The organism is Streptomyces sp. YPW6, assembly GCF_018866325.1.
In the GTDB taxonomy this organism is placed as follows: Bacteria; Actinomycetota; Actinomycetes; order Streptomycetales; family Streptomycetaceae; genus Streptomyces.
Map to the genome: position 1 here is coordinate 4,659,236 of NZ_CP076457.1, position 18,409 is coordinate 4,677,644.

Annotated in this window: 14 protein-coding genes and 2 pseudogenes; 9 read left to right on the forward strand and 7 right to left on the reverse strand. The window is 73.3% G+C overall.

Annotated features, from left to right (window positions below):
* Positions 1-9: 9 nt before the first annotated feature.
* Positions 10-186, reverse strand: a complete 177-nt coding sequence (locus KME66_RS20710) for a hypothetical protein (protein WP_178379102.1) — start codon at positions 184-186, stop codon at positions 10-12.
* Positions 187-638: 452 nt separating this feature from the next.
* Here KME66_RS20710 and KME66_RS20715 point away from each other — a divergent pair, with 452 nt between their 5' ends.
* The 4 genes from KME66_RS20715 to KME66_RS20730 all read left to right on the forward strand — a co-directional run bounded on the left by KME66_RS20715 (position 639) and on the right by KME66_RS20730 (position 4,388).
* Positions 639-1,010, forward strand: coding sequence for a hypothetical protein (locus KME66_RS20715; protein WP_073225302.1), 372 nt, complete (start codon positions 639-641; stop codon positions 1,008-1,010).
* A gap of 363 nt (positions 1,011-1,373) precedes the next feature.
* Entirely contained in the window at positions 1,374-2,240 is an 867-nt protein-coding gene (locus KME66_RS20720) for a TatD family hydrolase (protein WP_073225661.1), read from the forward strand.
* A 226-nt stretch (positions 2,241-2,466) separates the two neighbouring features.
* Positions 2,467-3,339 carry a 16S rRNA (adenine(1518)-N(6)/adenine(1519)-N(6))-dimethyltransferase RsmA gene (gene rsmA, locus KME66_RS20725; RefSeq protein WP_073225305.1) on the forward strand — a complete coding sequence of 291 codons (873 nt, stop codon included), beginning with the start codon at positions 2,467-2,469 and terminating at the stop codon, positions 3,337-3,339.
* 122 nt (positions 3,340-3,461) lie between these two features.
* Entirely contained in the window at positions 3,462-4,388 is a 927-nt protein-coding gene (locus tag KME66_RS20730) for a 4-(cytidine 5'-diphospho)-2-C-methyl-D-erythritol kinase (RefSeq protein ID WP_216324672.1), read from the forward strand.
* On the opposite strand, the gene KME66_RS20735 is transcribed toward KME66_RS20730, so the two are convergent.
* Positions 4,366-5,085 (reverse strand): hypothetical protein, encoded by a 720-nt coding sequence (locus KME66_RS20735; RefSeq protein ID WP_216324675.1) that lies wholly within the window; start codon positions 5,083-5,085, stop codon positions 4,366-4,368. The genes KME66_RS20730 and KME66_RS20735 overlap by 23 nt on opposite strands.
* Positions 5,086-5,404: 319 nt before the next feature.
* Between KME66_RS20735 and KME66_RS20740 the strand changes: the two genes are divergently transcribed.
* On the forward strand, positions 5,405-6,841 hold the full coding sequence (locus tag KME66_RS20740; protein WP_216324678.1) for an acyltransferase: 1,437 nt from the start codon (positions 5,405-5,407) through the stop codon (positions 6,839-6,841).
* 3 nt (positions 6,842-6,844) lie between these two features.
* On the opposite strand, the pseudogene KME66_RS20745 reads toward KME66_RS20740, so the two are convergent.
* The 5 genes and pseudogenes from KME66_RS20745 to KME66_RS20765 form a co-directional block, all read right to left on the reverse strand.
* Positions 6,845-7,003: pseudogene (locus KME66_RS20745) on the reverse strand (Txe/YoeB family addiction module toxin); the annotation flags it as partial.
* A gap of 70 nt (positions 7,004-7,073) precedes the next feature.
* The gene (locus KME66_RS20750; protein WP_216324681.1) at positions 7,074-7,493 is read right to left on the reverse strand and encodes a hypothetical protein; all 420 of its coding nucleotides are present in this window, start codon (positions 7,491-7,493) and stop codon (positions 7,074-7,076) included.
* Between the two features lie 35 nt (positions 7,494-7,528).
* Complete coding sequence (locus KME66_RS20755) at positions 7,529-8,104, reverse strand: hypothetical protein (protein ID WP_216324684.1); 576 nt, start codon at positions 8,102-8,104, stop codon at positions 7,529-7,531.
* A 210-nt stretch (positions 8,105-8,314) separates the two neighbouring features.
* The gene (locus KME66_RS34435; RefSeq protein ID WP_301184501.1) at positions 8,315-9,544 is read right to left on the reverse strand and encodes a sensor histidine kinase; all 1,230 of its coding nucleotides are present in this window, start codon (positions 9,542-9,544) and stop codon (positions 8,315-8,317) included.
* Positions 9,541-10,227: a response regulator transcription factor gene (locus KME66_RS20765; RefSeq protein ID WP_216324688.1), complete on the reverse strand. Its 687-nt coding sequence runs from the start codon at positions 10,225-10,227 to the stop codon at positions 9,541-9,543. The genes KME66_RS34435 and KME66_RS20765 overlap by 4 nt, the downstream gene beginning before the upstream one ends.
* A 147-nt stretch (positions 10,228-10,374) precedes the next feature.
* Here KME66_RS20765 and KME66_RS20770 point away from each other — a divergent pair, with 147 nt between their 5' ends.
* The 4 genes and pseudogenes from KME66_RS20770 to KME66_RS20785 all read left to right on the forward strand — a co-directional run bounded on the left by KME66_RS20770 (position 10,375) and on the right by KME66_RS20785 (position 18,277).
* Positions 10,375-12,192, forward strand: coding sequence for an ABC-F family ATP-binding cassette domain-containing protein (locus KME66_RS20770; RefSeq protein ID WP_073225319.1), 1,818 nt, complete (start codon positions 10,375-10,377; stop codon positions 12,190-12,192).
* 67 nt (positions 12,193-12,259) lie between these two features.
* Positions 12,260-13,921, forward strand: a complete 1,662-nt coding sequence (locus KME66_RS20775) for a PQQ-binding-like beta-propeller repeat protein (protein WP_216324691.1) — start codon at positions 12,260-12,262, stop codon at positions 13,919-13,921.
* A 237-nt stretch (positions 13,922-14,158) separates the two neighbouring features.
* Positions 14,159-16,122, forward strand: a pseudogene (locus KME66_RS20780) (PQQ-binding-like beta-propeller repeat protein).
* Positions 16,123-16,351: 229 nt separating this feature from the next.
* On the forward strand, positions 16,352-18,277 hold the full coding sequence (locus tag KME66_RS20785; RefSeq protein ID WP_216324694.1) for a PQQ-binding-like beta-propeller repeat protein: 1,926 nt from the start codon (positions 16,352-16,354) through the stop codon (positions 18,275-18,277).
* Positions 18,278-18,409 lie beyond the last annotated feature (132 nt).

The following is an 18,409-nucleotide window of genomic DNA, read 5'->3' on the forward strand; positions in this document are numbered from 1 at the left end:
TGCCGGCGACTAGCCCTTCTTCGGGCGCGGGGTCGGAGGCGAGAGCAGCAGGGCTCCGCCGCCTGCGAGGAGCGCCAGGTAGGCGCACTCACGGGAGTCGCGGTACAGGCCTTCGGCCTCGCCCGGGTTGAGAGCGGCGTCGAGGTCGAGCTCGATGTCGGTGGCAGTGGTGTCCGTGGTGAACATGGGTTGTTCCCCGTCCTGTGGGAAATGGGGTGGACGTAACGAGTGAAAAGGACGTGTGGGGACGCCGCAAATCGGGGGCGACATCCGGGGAAATAGTTAATTCAATTGAATGGTGAATTCATGAGGTGCGGGTGGGGTCAAAAGCCCGGTAATTCAAGGAAAAGGGAGGGGGCGGACGGGGGTGGTGCGCGGGCGCGTTCACGACCGGCACGCGGCGCGCTCGGGGGCGCTCGGTGGGCGGGCGGTCACGCGCTGTCCTGCCGCGCTTCCCTCCCGGGCCATGCGTCGGCAAAGGGCGGCCAAAAGAGGCCAAGAACGCATCAACAATGCCTCTGAGCTGGTGCGTCCGTCCGGGCGCAGGTGTCCACTGGAAGGGACGGGCCACCTGTTCGAACCCCTCGGGCGGGCCGGCCCTTCCCGGCGTGTGTGACCGGAGGACAAGAGGAGCAGGCATGAGCGAGATCGCAGCGACCACTGTCCATGAGGCGTACGCCTTCGCCTGCATGAAGTGCGGGTACGGCTGGGAGCAGTCCTACGAGATAGAGCACCACGTCGACGTGCACGGCCACGCCTTCGTCGTCTACACGGCGGACGGCGAGCGGGTGCCGTCGCCGCTCTCCACGCCCACCTGTGGCAACTGCGGCGGACATGTGGTGCGCATCATGCGCGCGGGGCGGGTGGCGGGCGTCCAGGAGCTGCTGCGGAAGCAGCAGACGCCGCACGACGCGGAGACCGGCGCGAAGGACCGTACGGTGCCGGCCGCCGCCACCCCGGAGCGCCACTGGCGGCTGTCCGACCTGCTCCACCCGTTTCACCGGAAGTGACGCGTCCGGCGGGTGGCCTCCGGTTCCGTCGCAGGTGCCCCGTCCGGCGGGCGTCCACCGGTCCTCCCCAGGTGACTCCACCGGTCCTCCGGCGCGACCTCCCGCCCCACCGTGGGCGGCCCGGACGGCCTCCCCGCTGTGGGCGCCCCGGATGGCCTCCCCATCGTGGGTGCCCCGGACGGTCTCCCCTCCGTGGGCGCCCCGGATGGCCTCCCCGCCATGGGTGCCCCGGACCGCCGCCCCACCGCGGGTGACCCGCCCGGCGCGCGGCACCTCCCGGCTCTCCCGGCCCGCCCGCCGGGCGGCCCCCGATGGGCGGACGCCGACGTCGTACGGGGACCGGGCCCTCGTACGATCGTCGGCATGAGCCGTACCGAAGCCCCGCCGCTGCCCGAGCCCCTGCGGGTTCCGGTCGCCGACTCCCATACCCACCTGGACATGCAGGACGCCACCGTCGAGGAGGCGCTCGCCCGGGCCGCCGCGGTGAACGTGACCACCGTCGTCCAGGTGGGCTGCGACGTGGCGGGGTCCCGCTGGGCCGCCGAGACCGCGGCCGCCCACCCCGCCGTCCACGCCTCGGTCGCCCTGCACCCCAACGAGGCCCCGCGCATCGTCCACGGCGACCCGGACGGCACGGCGCGGCAGGGGGCGCGGGAGCCCGGCGGCAAGGCGGCGCTGGACGAGGCGCTCGCGGAAATCGACGCGCTGGCCGCCCTCGACCACGTGCGCGGGGTCGGCGAGACGGGCCTCGACTTCTTCCGTACGGGCCCCGAGGGCATCGCCGCACAGGAGGAGTCCTTCCGGGCCCACATCGAGATCGCCAAGCGGCACGGCAAGGCCCTGGTCATCCACGACCGCGACGCGCACGCCGACGTCCTGCGGGTGCTGGCGGACGCGGGCGCGCCCGAGCGGACGGTGTTCCACTGCTACTCGGGCGACGCCGACATGGCCCGGATCTGCGCGCGGGCCGGGTACTACATGTCCTTCGCGGGCAACGTCACCTTCAAGAACGCCCAGCCGCTGCGGGACGCCCTCGCCGTCGCCCCGGCCGAGCTGGTCCTCGTCGAGACGGACGCCCCCTTCCTCACGCCCGCCCCGTACCGGGGACGGCCCAACGCGCCCTACCTCATCCCCGTCACCCTCCGCGCGATGGCCGAGGTGAAGGGGCTGGACGAGGACACGCTGGCCGCGGCGGTCTACGACAACACGGCACGCGCGTTCGGCTTCTGAGCCCCGCCCCGCATGCTGCTCCGCTGCTGAGCCCCCGCCCCGCATGCTGCGGGGCCCTGTCGTCCCGCAGGGCCGCCCACAGCCGGGCCGCCGTCCCCGCGCACGCCGGGGCGGCGGCGGTCGCCTCCCGGGGCGCGTCCGCCGCCGGACGGACGTACCGGGCGGAGAAGCCGTGCGCGCAGCGGGGGGCGGGTCCCCGGTCCCGCCGCGGCCGTAGGCTTACCGGGTGAGCAGCACAGAGCCCGACGCCCTCCTGGGCCCCGCAGACATCCGCGACCTGGCCGCGAAGCTGGGCGTACGCCCCACCAAGCAGCGCGGTCAGAACTTCGTCATCGACGCCAACACCGTGCGCCGCATCGTGCGGACGGCCGAGGTCCGACCGGACGACGTCGTCGTCGAGGTCGGCCCCGGGCTCGGCTCGCTGACCCTGGCGCTGCTGGAAGCGGCGGACCGGGTGACCGCCGTCGAGATCGACGACGTCCTCGCGGCCGCGCTGCCCGCCACGGTCCGGGCCCGGATGCCGGAGCGCGCCGACCGCTTCGCCCTCGTCCACTCCGACGCGATGCTGGTCACCGAGCTGCCGGGGCCCGCCCCGACCGCGCTCGTCGCCAACCTCCCGTACAACGTGGCCGTGCCCGTCCTGCTCACCATGCTGGAGCGCTTCCCCAGCATCGAGCGGACCCTCGTCATGGTCCAGTCCGAGGTGGCCGACCGCCTCGCCGCCCGTCCCGGCAACAAGGTCTACGGCGTGCCGTCGGTGAAGGCCAACTGGTACGCGGAGGTCAAGCGCGCCGGGGCCATCGGCCGCAACGTCTTCTGGCCCGCCCCGAACGTCGACTCCGGCCTCGTCTCGCTCGTCCGCCGCACCGAGCCGCTCGCCACCCGGGCCTCCCGCGCCGAGGTCTTCGCGGTGGTGGACGCCGCCTTCGCCCAGCGCCGCAAGACGCTGCGCGCCGCCCTGTCCGGCTGGGCCGGTTCCGCGCCCGCCGCCGAGGCCGCGCTCGTCGCCGCCGGGATCTCCCCGCAGGCCCGGGGCGAGTCGCTGACGGTGGAGGAGTTCGCGGCGATCGCGGAGCACAAGCCGGAGGTGCCGGCATGAGCAGCGCAGAGGCCGGAGGCGTCGGAATGAGTCCCGGAATGAGCCGCGTACAGGCCGGAGGCGTCGGAATGAGTCGCGCAGAAGTCGGAGAGTCCCCTGTGAGCAGTGCGAGGACGGCCCCCGTGCGTCCGGCCGTCACCGTCCGCGTCCCCGCCAAGGTCAACGTCCAGCTCGCCGTGGGCGCCGCCCGCCCCGACGGCTTCCACGACCTGGCCAACGTCTTCCTCGCCGTCGGCCTGTACGACGAGGTGACCGCGGCCCCCGCCGACGAGCTGCGCGTCACCTGCTCCGGGCCGGACGCCGCGCAGGTCCCGCTGGACGCCACCAACCTCGCTGCCCGCGCCGCCCTGGCGCTCGCCGAGCGGTACGGCATCGACCCCGCCGTCCACCTCCACATCGCCAAGGACATCCCGGTCGCTGGCGGCATGGCGGGCGGCAGCGCCGACGGGGCCGCCGCCCTGGTCGCCTGCGACGCCCTGTGGGGGACCGGCGCGAGCCGCGACGAGCTGTTGGCCATCTGCGCGGAGCTGGGCAGCGACGTGCCGTTCAGCCTGGTGGGCGGGGCCGCGCTCGGCACCGGGCGCGGCGAGAAGCTGACCCCGATCGAGGTCGGCGGTACGTTCCACTGGGTCTTCGCGGTGGCGGACGGGGGCCTCTCCACACCCGCCGTCTACGGGGAGTTCGACCGCCTCACGGCGGAGACCGAGGTCCCCGGGCCGACCGCGTCCCCCGCCCTGCTGGCCGCCCTGCGCTCCGGCGACCCGGCCGCACTCGCGGGAGCCCTGAGCAACGACCTCCAGCCCGCCGCGCTCTCGCTGCGCCCGTCCCTCGCGGACACGCTGGCGGCGGGCACGGACGCGGGGGCGCTGGCCGCCCTGGTCTCCGGCTCCGGGCCGACGACGGCGTTCCTGGTCCCGGACGAGGAGACCGCCGGGAAGGTGGCGGCCGCGCTGCTGACCTCGGGGACCTGCCGGAACGCGCGCGTCGCGGTGTCGCCGGCGCCGGGGGCCACGGCGACTTCGTGCATCACTGCCAGCGATACGGCGTGATGCTGGGGTCGTAGGAGCAGGTGACCATCGTCCTGTTGGTGGCCATGAGGGTGCGACCGCGGTCGGCCTTCGGGCAGAACTGGCCGTCGACTACGGGGTGCCCGTTGGACGTGCAGGCGTAGCCCGGCTTGCCGTCGGAGCAGGTGATCATTGAGCCGCCCGCGGGCTTCGGCGTCGCCTTCGTGGGGGCCGGAGCCGGGGCGCGGGTGGCGGCGGGCTGCGGCTTCGGGGCGGCCGTTCTGGGCGGGACGTAAGCCGGGTCGTTCTTCTGGTGCAGATAGCCGTGGAAGCTGGTGGTGCAGTCGCTGAAGTCCTCCGCGAGCCGGACGGTGACCGTGGTGTCGGCGGTGAGCCGCGTGCCGCGCCCGGGACTGGTGTCGCAGATGTACCAGCCGTCGTGGTCCCGGGGGAGGGTGACGTCCTTGTGCTGGGCGGCGGCCGTCAGGCGCGCGGTGGATATGTCCTGCCGGGTGAACTCCGCCCGCGCCTGCTCATAGGTCCGGCTGTGCAGGGCGGGCACGACGGGATCGGGCGTGGCGGTCGCGGTGGGAGTCGGCGTGGGGGTGGCTGAGGCGGTGGGCGTGGTGGTGGGCGGGGGCGCCGGGGCGCTGTCGTCGGTCTGGCTGCCGCCCTCGCAACCCGCCAGGGCGAGCACGCCGAGCAGGACGACAGGGATGAAGCGGTGAGGAATCCGCACGGTGTTGGTACTCCGGTTCTCGGGAACGGCGGGCGCCGCGGCAGATCGCCGGATCGCGGCCGGTGTCGCTGCCCTGCGGGCCGACAGGCCGCACGGAGCTACGAACCCCCTGACGGCACGCGTCGTCTCCCCGAAGAGCAGCTTTTGTGCTTGTTTTACTGGCCGATGGCCACCCTGTCCAGATCTACTCCGCAGTACGGCCTTTCCGGAACATTCCGAACGATTCCGAAGCGTCCCGTCCGTCGAATCGGCTACTCAGGAGCCGAATTGAGTACGTGCGCCCTGCCGCGCGACCCGTGTCCGCCGTGACCGTATGCACATGGGATCACGTGTTCGCGAACTGGCCGGGGCGACGCCCGCCACCCGGGACCGCTACGTCGACCTCCTGCGGGTCGCCTCGCTCGGCACGGTCGTGCTCGGCCACTGGCTGATGGCGGCCGTCACCCCGGACGGGGTGGGCAACCTGCTCGCCGTCGTCCCGGCGCTCCAGCCGCTGACCTGGCTGCTCCAGGTCATGCCGGTGTTCTTCTTCGTCGGCGGCTTCTCGCACGCGCTGTCCTACCGCTCCCTGCTCCGCAAGCGTCCCGAGGGGGCCGGGAGTTCCGTCTACTCCGCCTTCCTGCGCGCCCGTCTCCAGCGGCTGCTGCGCCCGACCATGGTCTTCGTCCTCGTCTGGGGCGCGGCGGCGCTGCTCGTCCAGCTCCTCGGCGGGGGCGGTGGGCTGACCGGGGTGACCCTGCGGATGGTGACCCAGCCGCTGTGGTTCATCGGGATCTACCTGGCGATGGTCGCGTTCACCCCGCCGCTGCTGCGCCTCCACGAGCGGTACGACTGGGGGGCGTTCGCCGGTCTCGCGGGTGCGGCGGTGTCGGTCGACGTCCTGCGGTTCGCCGCCGGGGTCCCGTACGTCGAGTTCCTGAACTTCGCGTTCGTCTGGCTGGCCGTCCACCAGCTCGGCTTCCTGCGCGCCGACGGTCACCTCCGGCTGCGCCGCCCCGCCCTGCTCGCCGGTGGCGGCCTGATCGCCGCGACCGCGCTGGTGGCGTTCGGCCCGTACCCGCTGTCCATGGTCGGGATGCCCGGCGAGAAGGTCAGCAACATGGCCCCGCCCACCCTCGCCCTGCTGGCCCACGGCCTCTGGCTGGTCGGCGCGGTCGAACTGCTCCGCGCCCCGGCCGCCCGGCTGCTGGAGCGCCCCCGCGTCTGGCGGACGGTGGTGGCGGCCAACGGGGTGGCGATGACCGCGTTCCTCTGGCACCTCACGGCGATGTTCGGGGTGTACGGGGCGCTGCTCGCCCTCGACGTCACCCTGCCCGAGCCCGCGTCGGCCGCCTGGTGGGTCCAGGTCCCGCCGCGCCTCGCCCTCGCGGCGGCCCTGACCGCGGCCCTGGTCGCCGCCTTCCGCACGTTCGAACGCCCGGCCGCTCCCGCGGAACCCGGGAACCCGGGGGTCCCCGGACGGCGGGGAGCCCTCGACAGTGCCGGGGGGTCCGGGGTCGGCCGGCCGACGGTGACCCGAGATCCCGGGGCCGGCCCGCTCGCGGTGACCGGAGCCCCCGGATCCGGCCCGCTCGCGGCCCTCGGCGCGACGCTCTGTCTGCTCGGCGTCCTCGGCCTGTCCATGGTCGGCTTCGGCGGCCTGCTGGACGGCCGTACGGCCCTGCTGATCGCGATCCCGGTCAGCGCCCCGGCCGCCGTCGCGATGACGCTGGGCGGCTGGCTGCTGGTGGAGCGGGCGGGGCGGGGCACGCGGTAGGCGTCAGCGACCGTAGTGGTAGCGGCAGGCGGCGATGCGGACCTCGTCGCCCACCACTTTGTGGATGAGCCGGTGCTCATCGGTGATGCGGCGCGACCAGTACCCCTGGAAGCCGTGCTTCAGAGGTTCCGGCTTGCCCATCCCTTCGTTGCCGTTCCGGGCCCGCGGCGGTGAGGCCCCCCCGTGTGCCTCGCCGCCGCAGGCCCGGCTCACCGGTTCCCCGGACTCACCCTCACCAGCCCGCCATCACGCCGCCCAGGAGCAGCGGTGCGGCCAGCAGGGCGAGCAGTTTCACCAGGAACGCCCTGCCGTCCCGGTCCGCGTCCTCGTTCTCGTGGCCGCCCGCGCCCCCGCCCGTACGGCGGACGACGAACGCGGCGACGATGCCCAGCGGGAACAGCAGCGGCACGGACTCCAGGAGGGGCGGGCGGGTCCCGCCCAGCCGGCCCGCCGCCCAGGATCCGGCGAGGCCCGCCAGGACGGCGAAGAACACCTGGCCCGGGGCGAACCACCGGTTCTCCAGCAGGTCGACCAGCTCACCGAAGCCGGTGCCGGCGATCCGGGCCCGGACGGCGCTGACGAGGAAGGCGGCCAGAACGGCCGCTCCGGCCACGAGGAAGACCCAGCGCAGCACGCTCGCGACGACGGTCATCTGCAGATGCCTCTCTCCTGTCTCCTGATTCCCGGCTACCAGCAGTTCTTGATGACGCCGTCGATGCCGAGGATCTCGGCGGCGATGGCGCCGATGCCGCCGCCCGCCTCCTCGAAGACCTCCATGATCCCCTTCTTGAAGGTCTTGCCCTTCTTCTTCTTGGACTGGATCTTCTGGATCACCTTGGTCACGCCGCCGAGCTTGTCGATGGCCTTCTTCACCTTGTAGACCTTGGCGATGGCGAAGATGTTGGAGCCGACCGCCAGGGCGATGCCCCGCGCGCAGCCGCCCAGGTTGAACGCGTAGAGGACCGGCGTGCCGTCCGCCGTCGCCGTGCCCCGGCCGTGCGCCTCCAGCCACCGCACCGTGGCCTCCTCGCCCTCGGCCAGGACCTCCTCGGGGAGCGCGTCGATGATCCGCAGCGCCTCCTCGAAGGCGCGGCCCAGCGCCTCGTCGTCCGTCGTGACGGCCACCGGCGCCGCCTGGGCGGGCCGCTCGGCCGGGGCGGCCTGCGCCGAGGTCGCGGTGAGCAGCACGCTCGTCGCGGTCAGGCCCGCGACGGCGACGGCCGTACGGCGGAGGGAGGTGCGGCTGAGTATCGAGACAGACACGTGAGGTGTTTCCTTCTGGTGGTGCTCGGAAAAGGATGACGCCCGGTGGGGCGAACGCCGTTCGGCGCGGGTCGAGTTGTAACGAAGCGCCGCGAACACCCGCAAGACCGATGGACGGGATGCGTCGCGCCTGCCGTTTTTCGTCCGGTTTCTCCGTCCTGGTGTCGGGGGAGTGCCCCCGACGGCTGTCGGGGGGCCGGTGCGCTCCCCTCACCCGCCGGAAACCGGTCCCGACCGGGGCAGCCGGGCCCTGACCAGGAAGCCGCCGCCGGCCGGACCCGCCTCCAGCGAACCGCCCAGCAGCGCCGCGCGCTCCCGCAGCCCCACCAGCCCGAGTCCCGGCCCCTCCCCCGAGCCGAGCGCACCGGGCACCGGGGCACCGCCGGCCGGCGGACCGTTGACGACCTCGACCAGCAGGACGTCGCCCCGAAGCCCCAGCGCCACCCTGGTCCGGGCCCCCGGAGCGTGCCGCACGACGTTCGTCAGCGCCTCCTGCACCGTTCGGTAGGCGGCGTACTCCGTCTCGGCGCCGAGCTGGGCGGAGGGCGGCACCCGGTTGGTGACCGACGCGTCGGCTCCGCTTCCGGCGACCAGGGACGGCAGGTCCGCGAGGGATCCGGGACCGCTGTCCGCCGCCTCCTGGGCGCGCAGCACCCCCAGCGTGTCGCGCAGCTCGGTCATGGCGAGGGAGCTGATCCTGCCGATCCGGACCCCGGCCCGGCGCGCTTCGGGCGTGTCCGCCGTGACGCTCAGCGCCCCCGCCTCGACGGCGATGCGGCTCACGTGGTGCGAGACGATGTCGTGCATCTCCCGGGCCAGGCGGGCCCGTTCGGCCGCCGCCGCCCGTTCCTCGGCCAGCCGGTGCTCCCGGGCCGGCGCGGCCCGCGCCTCGGCCAGCCGGTCGGCCAGGGCCCGACGGCTGCGGGCCACCCGTCCCAGCAGTGTCGGCCCGGAGGCCAGCAGTGCCGGTCCCAGCAGGCCCGCCGCGAGGACGGCCGGGGATCCGGCCCGGCCCGTGTGCTGGATCTCGTGCACCAGCGGCGTGGCGGCGGTGACGAAGACCGTGGCCGCCGCCCCGCCGACCAGCGCTCCGCTGTGCACCAGCCGGGCCGCCGTGCCGAGCGCGAACATCGGGGCGAGCCAGAGGTAGCCGGTCGCCGCGGCGGGCACCGTCGCCAGCACGACGAGCAGGGGGCGCCGACGCCGTACGGCCAGGGCGCCCACGGCCAGCACGTAACCGGCCAGCGTCAGCGGGCCGACCTCGTCCACCACGGTCAGCAGCTCGGCCCCGGCGGCGGCGACCAGCGCGCCGTCCGTCAGGACCTGCCCGGTCCCGAACCGCCGGAGCTGCCGGAGCTGCTGGAACCGCCGGAGGCACTGACGCTGCCGGACCCCCCTGGTCCGCCGGAACCGCCGTGGCCGGGAGGCGGCTTCGCTCACCGTTCGGCCGCGTCCCGGGCGGCGGCGGAGTCCGTACGCCGCTCCCGGCGCATCCCGGACGCGAGGACGGCTGCCTGAACGCGGTTGGCCGCGCCCAGCTTGGCCAGCAGCGAGCTCACGTGGTCGCGGACCGTGGTCCGGCTGAGGAAGAGCCGACGGCCGATCTCCTCGTTGGACATCCCCGAGGGCAGCAGCTCCAGCACATCCCGCTCCCGCGCGGTGAGCAGCCGGGCCCCCGGCGGTTCCGCGGGCGCGGCGTCCTGCCCGCCGCCCGGCAGCGAGCGGACGACCCGCTCCGACAGCGCGCTGCCCCCGGCGGCCAGCAGCCGCACCCCGGGGATCAGCTCGTCCACCGCCGAGTCCTTGAGCAGGAACCCGGCGGCACCCGCCCGCAGGGCCCGCCGTACGTGCTCGTCCGCACCGAAGCCCGTCAGCACCGCCACCCTCGGAGGCCGCGCCGACGACCGCAGGCCGCGCAGCACCTCGATGCCGTCCGCGCCGGGCATGTGCAGATCCACCAGCGCCACGTCGGGCCGGTGCCGGCGGGCCAGGGCCAACGCCTCCCCGGGACCGCAGACCGCAGGCACCCGGATGTCGTCGGCCGACTCCAGGATGCGCCTCAGGCCGTCGCGTACCAGCGCGTCGTCGTCCACCACCAGAACGGTCACCGGGACCGAACCCATAGATTTCCCCCGTCGATCGGCAAAAGCACCCGCACGAGGCTATCCCGGCATCCGTGCGGCTCCGGACCGGCCCGAGGCCGCACGACCGGCCGCCGTCCGCCGCGCCGTACCCTGGGAAGGTCGATCGATCCCCCGGACAGGAGTGAAATGGCCGTCAATCTGGTCAATGTCGAGCAGGTCAGCAAGGTGTACGGCACCCGTGCCCTGCTCGACGGCGTATCCCTCGGGGTGTCCGAGGGCGACCGGATCGGTGTCGTGGGCCGCAACGGCGACGGCAAGACCACCCTCATCCGGATGCTCGCCAAGCTGGAGGAGGCGGACACCGGCCGCGTCACCCACAACGGCGGGCTGCGCCTCGGCGTGCTCACCCAGCACGACTCCCTCGACCCGGAGGCGACCATCCGCCACGAGGTCATCGGCGATCTCGCCGACCACGAGTGGGCGGGCAGCGCCAAGATCCGCGACGTGCTGACCGGGCTCTTCGGCGGGCTGGCGCTCCCCGGTTTCGAGCACGGCCTCGACACGGTCATCGCCCCGCTGTCCGGCGGTGAGCGCCGCCGCATCGCGCTGGCGAAGCTGCTCATCGAGGAGCAGGACCTGATCGTCCTCGACGAGCCCACCAACCACCTCGACGTCGAGGGCATCTCCTGGCTCGCCGGACATCTGCGCGCCCGCCGCTCCGCCCTCGTCTGCGTCACCCACGACCGGTGGTTCCTCGACCAGGTCTGCACCCGGATGTGGGACGTGCAGCGCGGCGTCGTCCACGAGTACGAGGGCGGCTACAGCGACTACGTGTTCGCCCGCGCCGAGCGCGAACGCATCGCCGCCACCGAGGAGGCCAAGCGGCAGAACCTCATGCGCAAGGAGCTGGCCTGGCTGCGCCGCGGCGCCCCCGCCCGGACCTCCAAGCCGCGCTACCGCATCGAGGCCGCCAACGAACTCATCGCCGACGTGCCGCCGCCGCGCGACACCAGCGAGCTGATGAAGTTCGCCAACGCCCGTCTGGGCAAGACCGTGTTCGACCTGGAGGACGTGACCGTCCAGGCCGGGCCCAAGACCCTCCTCACCCACCTCACCTGGCAGCTCGGCCCCGGCGACCGCATCGGCCTCGTCGGCGTCAACGGCGCGGGCAAGACCTCCCTGCTCCGCGCGCTCGCCGAGGCCGCCCGCACCCAGGGCGAGGAACAGCCCGCCGCCGGGAAGATCGTCGTGGGCCGGACCGTCAGGCTCGCCTACCTCTCCCAGGAGGTCCACGAGCTCAACCCGAACCTGCGCGTCCTGGAGGCCGTCCAGCAGGTCCGCGACCGGGTCGACCTCGGCAAGGGCCGCGAGATGACCGCCGGTCAGCTCTGCGAGAAGTTCGGGTTCACCAAGGAGAAGCAGTGGACGCCCGTCGGAGACCTCTCCGGCGGTGAGCGCCGCCGGCTCCAGATCCTGCGGCTGCTGATGGACGAGCCCAACGTCCTCTTCCTCGACGAGCCCACCAACGACCTCGACATCGAGACCCTGACCCAGCTGGAGGACCTCCTCGACGGCTGGCCCGGGTCGATGATCGTCATCTCCCACGACCGGTTCTTCATCGAGCGGACCACCGACCGGGTCATGGCCCTCCTCGGCGACCGCGCCCTGCGGATGCTGCCGCGCGGCATCGACGAGTACCTGGAACGCCGGCAGAAGCTGGAGGAGACGGCGACCCCCTCCGCCGCCGCCGCGCCCCGCTCGCCCTCGGCCCCCGCCGCCCCGGCCGTCTCCGCGCAGGCGTCCCGCGCCGCGAAGAAGGAGCTGCAGAAGGTCGAGCGGCAGCTCGACAAGCTCGCCACGCGCGAGACCACGCTGCACCAGCAGATCGCGGACCACGCCACCGACTTCGAGAAGGTCGCCACGCTCGACGCCGAACTGCGTGAACTCGTCACCGAGCGGGACGAGTTGGAGATGCGCTGGCTGGAGCTGGCCGAAGACGCCTGACCGGGCCCCGCGGGGCGGGTGGTAGAACGGGGCGGCAGAGACCGTACGTTCGAGGGGGACCACACCGATGTCGCAACCGCCGCCGCAGCAGGGCTTCGGTGCTCCGTACGAACCGCGGCCCGGTGTGTACGGAGACCCGGGCCGGCCGGGCCCGCAGCCCGGCCCGTACGGTCAGCCGCCCCAGCCGCCGTACGGCTCACCGCAGTTCCCGGCCGAGCCGGCCCCGGTCGTCCCCGGCGGGCCCGGGGGCGGCGGGCGCTCGCGGAGCCGGCTCGCCGGGCTCGTCGCCGGCGGGCTCGCCGGACTCCTCGCCGTCGGTACGGGCGTCTGGCTCGTCGTGGGCGGCGACGGCGGTTCGGACGACGGGAAGCCCGTCGCGCGGGAGAGCACCGCCCCGACGCCGCCCGACACGGAGGACGGACCGGAGGACGGACCGGAGGACGGCAAGGGACCCGGGATACCCGGGGCAGCCGAACTCAGCAAGGGCCGCAAGGACGGTGAAGCCCCCGTCCGCTGGGTCGAGAACAACCGGATCGACCTCCCCGAGGGCGGGGTGAACGCCTACGGCCCCTGGATCACCGGCGGCATCGCCGTCCAGGCCCTGTACCGCACGGTGTCCGGCCACGCGCTGGACGACGGCGCGCGCCGGTGGAGCCTGCGCCTGCCCGCCGACATCTGCGCCGCGCCCACCACGCCGAGCACGGACGGGAAGATCGTCGTCGGAGTGCGGTCCGACACGTCGGAGGAGGCGCAGTGCGACCGGATCCTGATGATCGACCTGACCACCGGGAAGACGGGCTGGAAGGCCGAGTTGGACCGTAAGGGATTCCAGGACGGGCTCTCCGACATCGTCATGGCCGTCAACGGTGACGTGGTGACCGTCGGACGGCTGACCCGCACCGACGCCTACCGGATCAGCGACGGCAAGCACCTGTGGGACCGGCTGCCGGGCCCGTGCCAGCCGTTCGGGCTTGCCGGCGGGGCCGTCCCGCTCGCCGCCCTGGAGTGCCGGAAGGACCCGGGGGACGGGGAGGCGGCCCAGCAGGAGGTGCGGCGCATCGACCCGGCGACCGGCCGGACCGTGTGGACGTACCAGGTGAAGAAGGGCTGGGAGGTCGACCAGTTCTACTCCACGAACCCGCCGGTCGTCTCCCTGCGGCAGGGCGGGGCGGAGGGGAAGTGGGCCATCGCGATGCTGAACGACGACGGCACCTTCCGCTCCCAGCCCGACCCCGGCACCGACGATTACCGGACCCGGTGCGGCGGCGACATGCGCAACGAGAGCGGGAACCTCGACAACTGCTACGGGGTGGCCGCCGACGCCGACACCCTGTACCTCGCCACCAAGCCCGCCTCCGAGGCCCGCCCGGCCAACGCCGTCGTGGCCTTCGACATGAGCACCGGCAAGCGGAAGTGGAAGGCCGCTTCGCCCGCGACCCAGACCCTGATGCCGTTGCGGGTCGAGGGCGGCAAGGTCCTGCTGCACCTCGGTCCGTCCCCTCTCGGGACCGACAAGGTGAGCGGCGGCATCATGGCGCTCGGCCCCCGGGGCGGCACACCGCAGCCGGTCCTGCGCCACCCGACACCGGCCGTCGACGCCGAGCGCACGTTCCAGGACCCCCAGGTCCACTACGCGAACGGGCGCTCCCTGCTCCTGTCGCCGTACGTCAGCGGGGTCGACGACCGGGCGGAGCTGGAGCTGCGCACGATGATCGCCTTCGGTGACTGACCCTCACCTCCGGCCGAGGCGTAACGGCGGCATCACGAGGCGGTTCTCCCTTGGGAACAGGGCTTGGCCCGAATCGGTGCCCGGCGCTTGGCGGGTGGTACAAAGAAGCCCCGCCAGACTGTCGTAACACCGCGGAAGCCATGCCCGATTCGCTCCTTTCCGAGGGGGATCCACCTTCTTGGGAAAGCGGGGGAGACCGGATCGCGCACCGGACCGCACGAAGGGGGACGTGCTGATATGAGCCAGCCGCCCAGCCAGCAACCGCCGCAGGGAGGCTTCGGGGCTCCGCAGGAGCCGCCGAACGGAGTTCCTCAGCCGCCCCAGGGCCAGCCGCCCCAGGACCCGGCGCCCCAGGACCAGGCGTCGCCGGGCCGTCCTGACCCGGGCGGGCCGCCGAGCACGCCGCCGTCCGCCCAGCCGCCCGCGCCTCCGGCGGGCCCGCCGCAGACGCCCCGCCGGGCGCCCCGGCGTACGGCTACCCGCAGCAGCCCCCGGCGCAGCCCGGCTACGGCTACCCGCAGCAGCCCGGCCAGGCCCCCGGTCCGTACGGTCAGCAGGCCCCCGGCCCCTTCGGGCAGCCGGCGCCGGGACCGTACGGCCAGCAGCCCGGACCCTACGGTCAGCAGGCGCCGGGGCCGTACGGCCAGCCGGCTCCCGGTCCCTACGGGCAGCAGCCCCAGGGCGGTTACGGCCATCCGCAGCAGTACCCCGGTGCCCCGGCGCCCGGCGGGCCGGGCTCCGGCGGTGGGTTCCTCAAGGGGAAGACCGGCATCGTGGTCGCGGCGGCGCTCGCCGTGGTCCTGGCGGCCGGGGTGGGCACCTGGTTCCTCGTGAGCGGCAGCGGTGACGACGACCCGAAGAAGCCCGTCGCCGCCGGCAGCGACGACCCCGAGGCCCCCAGCGAGTCGCCGACGGTCGACGAGGGCGACGGCACCGGTGACGGGCGCGAGGCGGGCGACGACCTCAACGCCGGGCGCAAGCCGGGCGAGGCGAAGGTCGCCTGGGTCCAGAAGAACGACGTCGACCTGCCGCGCAACGGAGCGTCCGTCCACGGCCCCTGGTTCGCGGGCGACGTGGTCGCCAAGGCCATGTACCGGGGCGTGTCCGGCTACTCCGTCGCCGACGGCAAGCAGCAGTGGAAGCTCGATCTGCCCGCAGATGTGTGCTCCGCGCCCAACTCCCCGACCCCCGACGGCAAGATCGTCATCGGGGTGAAGAACGGCACCACGGACCGCGCCAAGTGCTCCGTCCTCCAGATGATCGACCTCAACACCGGCAAGGCGGGCTGGAAGAAGGAGATCAAGAAGAACGGGAACTGGGACTTCCTCTCGGACATCGGTCTGGCGATCAGCGGGGACACCGTCGCCGTCGGGCGCACGGGCAACTCCAACGCCTACCGGGTCAGCGACGGCAAGGAACTGTTCGGCAACCCCGAGGGCAACTGCAAGCCGTTCGCCTTCTCCGGCGGCGACAAGCTGATCGCCGCAGCGAGCTGCCGCACCGACGACGTCAAGAACCCGCAGCACCAGGTCCAGGAGCTGAACGCGGACACCGGCAAGCCCCGGTGGACGTACGCGCCGCCGCGCGGCTGGGAGGTCAGCAAGGTCTACTCCTCGACCCCGCTCGTCGTCCGGCTGGAGCACCAGGAGAAGAAGGAGTACACCATCGTCGCGCTCACCGACAGCGGCAAGCTCCGTTCCCAGCTCGCGCCCGCCAAGGGAGCCAAGCTGACCGCCGACTGCGGCAACAGCTTCTCGGTCTTCGGCGAGAAGCTCGAAGGGTGCAGCGGCGTCGCCGCCGACGCCGACACCTTCTACATCGCGACCGCCGACGACACCAGCGGCACCGCCCGGACGAACAAGGTCATCGCCTTCGACCTGAACACCGGGAAGCCCAAGTGGGAGGCGCCCGCCCCGGCCGAACGCGTTCTGAAGCCGCTGGGCATGGAGGGCGGCGACGTGCTGCTCTACATGCGGCCGAAGTACGACAGCGCCGGCGCCATCGTGACCCTTCCGCCCACCGGCGGCACCCCCAAGACGCTGCTCCAGCACCCGGCGGGGGCCGGCCGGGTCGAGAACGGCTTCTTCTCCTCCAAGGTCGTGTACGAGGGCGGCCGTTCCTTCGTCTTCAGCCAGCGCGTCAGCGCGAGCAACGACAAGGAAGAGCTGGAGCAGACGACGATGCTGGTGTTCGAGAAGTGACGGTTCGCCCCGGCACCCGTACGGGCAGCAGGCCCGTTCCCGCTCCTGCTTCCCGCACGCGTCAGGCCGTTCCCGGTCCCCGCACGCGGCAGGCCGTTCCCGGCACCCGTACGGGGATGTCCGCTCCCGCTTCCCGTACGGGGCAGGCCGTTCCCGATCTCCGCGCGGAGCCGGCCGCTCCCCGCTCCCCGCGCCCCCACATCCACTCGTCCCCCGAGGTACGCACGCCATGACCCAGCCGCCGCAGCAGCCGCCCCAGCCCGACGAGCCGTCGAACACGCCGCCGGAAGCGCCGAACACGCCCCCGGCGCCGCCCGCCGGCGGGTTCGGCGCCCCGCAGGACCCGCCGCCCGGAGGCTTCGGCCGGCCGACGCCGCCGCCCGCCGACCCCTTCGGCAAGCAGCCCGAGCAGCCGCCGCAGCCGCCCACCGCACCCCAGCAGCCGTCCGCCGCGCCGCAGGACGCGCCCGCCGGGGGCTACGGCGCCCCGCCGCCCCCGCAGCCGGGCGCCTACCCCACCCCGCCCGCGCCGCAGCCCAACGGGTACGGCTACCCCCAGGCCCCGCAGCCGGGGTACGGCTACCCGCAGGCGCCCCCCGGGCAGCACGGTCAGCCCGGGATGCCCCAGCCGGGGTACGGCTACCCGACCCAGCCGATGCAGCCGCAGTACGGCGCCCCGCAGCCGAGCGGCGGCGGCAAGAAGTTCTCCACCCAGATGCAGATCATCGTCGCCGCGGCCGTCGCCGTGGTGCTGATCATCGGCGCCGGGGTCATCTACTCCGCGACCAGCGGTGACGGCGACGGGGGCAGGGACGAGGCGTCCTCGTCCGGCTCCACCGGCGGCGAGGGCAAGGGCGGCGAGGGCAGCGGGCTGGCCGGCGGCAGCGAGAAGGTGCCCGCCAACACGAAGTCCAAGGTCGCCTTCCAGGTGCCGGAGCCGGTGGTCAAGGACATCGTGACGGTCGCGGGCTCCTGGCTCACGGACAAGGCGTACGTGAAGACCGGGATCGACGAGATCAACGGCTACGACCGGGACAAGGGCACCAAGCTCTGGTCCTTCCCGCTGGCCGGCGAGATCTGCACCACGTCCCCGCACGTGAGCAAGGACTACAGGACGCCCATCGTCTTCCGGGAGTCGAAGCCGACCAAGGAGAAGAAGTACCCGGCGTGCAACCAGGTCGGCGTGGTCGACCTGTCCGCCGGGAAGCTCCTGTGGAGCAAGAGCATCACCTCCGCCACCGGTGGCGACCGGCCGGTCACCTTCGACGAGGTCACGCTCAGCGGGACCACCGTCGCCGCGGGCGGCACCTCGGGCGGCGCGGCCTTCAAGCTGGACTCCGGCGCCGAACTCTGGAAGCCGAAGGTCGGCTCGGACGGCTGCTACGACCGCGGTTACGGGGGCGGCGAGGCCCTGGCCGTGGTCCGCAAGTGCGGTACGTACGACAGCCCGCAGCTCACCGTGCAGGCGCTGAACCCGACGACCGGCGCGCCCCTGTCCTCGTACCAGATGCCCGCCGGCGTCGAGTACGCGCACATCGTCTCCACCAAGCCGCTGGTGGTCGCGGCCGACGTCGGCGACACCGCCGGCGACGGCAGCGGCATCTCCGACTTCTTCTCGATCGACGCGGCGACCGGCAAGCTGAAGGTCCGTATCCCCGCAGACGCGGAGAAGTACGCGGGCGACTGCGACTCCACCGAAGTCGAGAAGTGCCGGAACATGACCGTCGGCAACAACCGGCTCTACCTGCCGACCGAGCGCCACGACGGAACCAGTGAGTACGGCGACACGAACGAGGTCGTCGCTTTCGACCTGGACACCGGAAAGCTCCTCGGCGGCCGGGCGGACGCGGGCGACCGCCACATCCTGACCCCGCTCCGGATGGACGGCACCAGCATCATCGCCTACAAGGAGGCCCCCTACGACAAGGGCGGCGAGGTCGTCTCCATCGACGGCGAGACCTTCAAGCAGACCACGCTGATGAAGAACCCGGACGACGAGGCCACCCGCAAGGCGGAGAAGCGCTTCAACATCGGCTCCGCCGAACTGCTGTACTCCGACGGGCAGTTCTACATGGCGGCCCGATCGGTCCACAAGCCCAGCACGGTCACCCCCGACGAGAAGGTCTACCTCGTCCTCGCCTACGGCACCGACTGATCACCCCGCCCCTCCCGGGCGCCCACAGGCCCCGCCGGTCGATCTCCCGACCGGCGGGGCCGATCGTTTTCCGCCCGGCTCGGTCGTGACGTGATCATCGACCGCAGGTCAACGAGGTCCGAACAGTACGGA

Bases quoted from the DNA above. Each gene is read 5' to 3' on its own strand.
- KME66_RS20710 (WP_178379102.1), bottom strand. From the start codon at position 186: ATGTTCACCACGGACACCACTGCCACCGACATCGAGCTCGACCTCGAC.
- KME66_RS20750 (WP_216324681.1), bottom strand. From the start codon at position 7,493: ATGACCGTCGTCGCGAGCGTGCTGCGCTGGGTCTTCCTCGTGGCCGGA.
- KME66_RS20770 (WP_073225319.1), top strand. From the start codon at position 10,375: ATGGCCGTCAATCTGGTCAATGTCGAGCAGGTCAGCAAGGTGTACGGC.
- KME66_RS20720 (WP_073225661.1), top strand. From the start codon at position 1,374: ATGAGCCGTACCGAAGCCCCGCCGCTGCCCGAGCCCCTGCGGGTTCCG.
- KME66_RS20715 (WP_073225302.1), top strand. From the start codon at position 639: ATGAGCGAGATCGCAGCGACCACTGTCCATGAGGCGTACGCCTTCGCC.
- KME66_RS20740 (WP_216324678.1), top strand. From the start codon at position 5,405: ATGGGATCACGTGTTCGCGAACTGGCCGGGGCGACGCCCGCCACCCGG.
- KME66_RS20765 (WP_216324688.1), bottom strand. From the start codon at position 10,227: ATGGGTTCGGTCCCGGTGACCGTTCTGGTGGTGGACGACGACGCGCTG.
- KME66_RS20775 (WP_216324691.1), top strand. From the start codon at position 12,260: ATGTCGCAACCGCCGCCGCAGCAGGGCTTCGGTGCTCCGTACGAACCG.
- KME66_RS20785 (WP_216324694.1), top strand. From the start codon at position 16,352: ATGACCCAGCCGCCGCAGCAGCCGCCCCAGCCCGACGAGCCGTCGAAC.